The 1,401-nt window shown below is 65.0% G+C and carries 1 protein-coding gene; it reads left to right on the top strand.

The annotated features are described in order from the left end of the window. Window positions 1-100 precede the first annotated feature (100 nt). Window positions 101-1,369: an IS256 family transposase gene (locus GR303_RS24210; RefSeq protein ID WP_161727019.1), complete on the top strand. Its 1,269-nt coding sequence runs from the start codon at window positions 101-103 to the stop codon at window positions 1,367-1,369. Window positions 1,370-1,401: the final 32 nt, after the last annotated feature.

The raw sequence follows: 1,401 nt of genomic DNA, 5'->3' as shown, positions 1-1,401 counted from the left end.
GAGCTATGGCGGAATCTAGGTGATGACGGTTTGAGAAAGGCGGCGTACCGAGGCGGGTGACAAGCCTTGCCAGAACCTCTTCGAGAAGAGCGATACGCCTATGACCGAGACTACCAATGTTTTACGCCTGCGTCAGCCCGATGCGATTGACGATCCCCTGACGGGAATCTTGCGCGCTGGCGCCCGCAAGCTGCTGGCCCAGGCGATTGAGAATGAGGCTGAGGCCTTCCTGGCTCAGATGCGCGACCTGAAGCTGCCGGACGGCCGCGACCGCCTGGTCCGGCACGGCCACGGCCCCGAACGCACGATCCAGACTGGCATCGGTCCGGTCGAGGTCCGCCGGGTCAAGATCCGCGACCGCGGCGCCACGGGCGAGGAGGACCGCATCCGCTTTACCTCCGCCCTCCTGCCGAAATGGGCCCGGCGGACGAAGAGCCTGGATGCGCTGCTGCCGATCCTCTACCTGCGCGGGCTCTCCACCGGCGACTTCCAGGAGGCGCTCTCAGCCTTGCTCGGCAAGGATGCCCCCAACCTGTCGCCGTCCGCCATCACCCGGCTCACCGGCGAATGGCAGGCCGAGTACGAGCGCTGGCAGGCGCGCGACCTGTCAGCCCGCCGCTACGTCTATGTCTGGGCCGACGGGGTCTACCTCCAGGCCCGGATGGAGGATCAGGCCGAATGCATCCTGGTGCTGATCGGCGCCACCCCGGAAGGCAAGAAGGAACTGGTCGGCTTCCAGACCGGCGTGCGCGAGAGCACGCAGAGCTGGAGAGAGCTTCTCGTCGAGATCAAGCGGCGGGGCCTGTCGGTTCCGCCCCGGATCGCTGTCGGGGACGGGGCCCTCGGCTTCTGGAAGGCGCTCGACGAGCTCTTTCCCGGCACCCACCATCAGCGCTGTTGGCTGCACAAGACGGCCAATGTCCTCAACAAGGTGCCGAAATCCGTGCAGCCGGGCATGAAGGCGGACCTGCGGGAGATCTACCTCGCGCCAAGCCGGGCCTCAGCCGAGGTGGCGATCGCCGTCTTCGTCGAGAAATATGCGGCCCGCTACCCCAAAGCCGCCGAATGCCTGACGAAGGATCAGCGCGCTCTGCTCGCCTTTTACGACTTTCCCGCCGAGCATTGGCTTCATCTGCGAACGAGCAATCCGATTGAGAGCGTGTTCGCGACGGTCCGGCATCGGACGGTGCGCACCAAGGGCTCTCTGTCCTCAAGGACTGCGCGCCTGATGGTCTTCAAGCTGGTCATGGCGGCGGCGAAGGGTTGGCGCCGGCTGATGGGCGAAAACCAGTTGCCGAAGGTGATCGCCGGTGTCAGATTCCAGGACGGCGCCGAGATTACAACGATGCCATCACACAACGTCGCCTGATCAGCCTCGTCACCCAAAATCCGTCATAGCTC

This window comes from Microvirga arsenatis, assembly GCF_009910705.1.
In the GTDB taxonomy this organism is placed as follows: domain Bacteria; phylum Pseudomonadota; class Alphaproteobacteria; order Rhizobiales; family Beijerinckiaceae; genus Microvirga; species Microvirga arsenatis.
The sequence above is the reverse complement of the archived record's forward strand: the minus strand, read 5'-3'. Positions and strand labels throughout refer to the sequence as shown.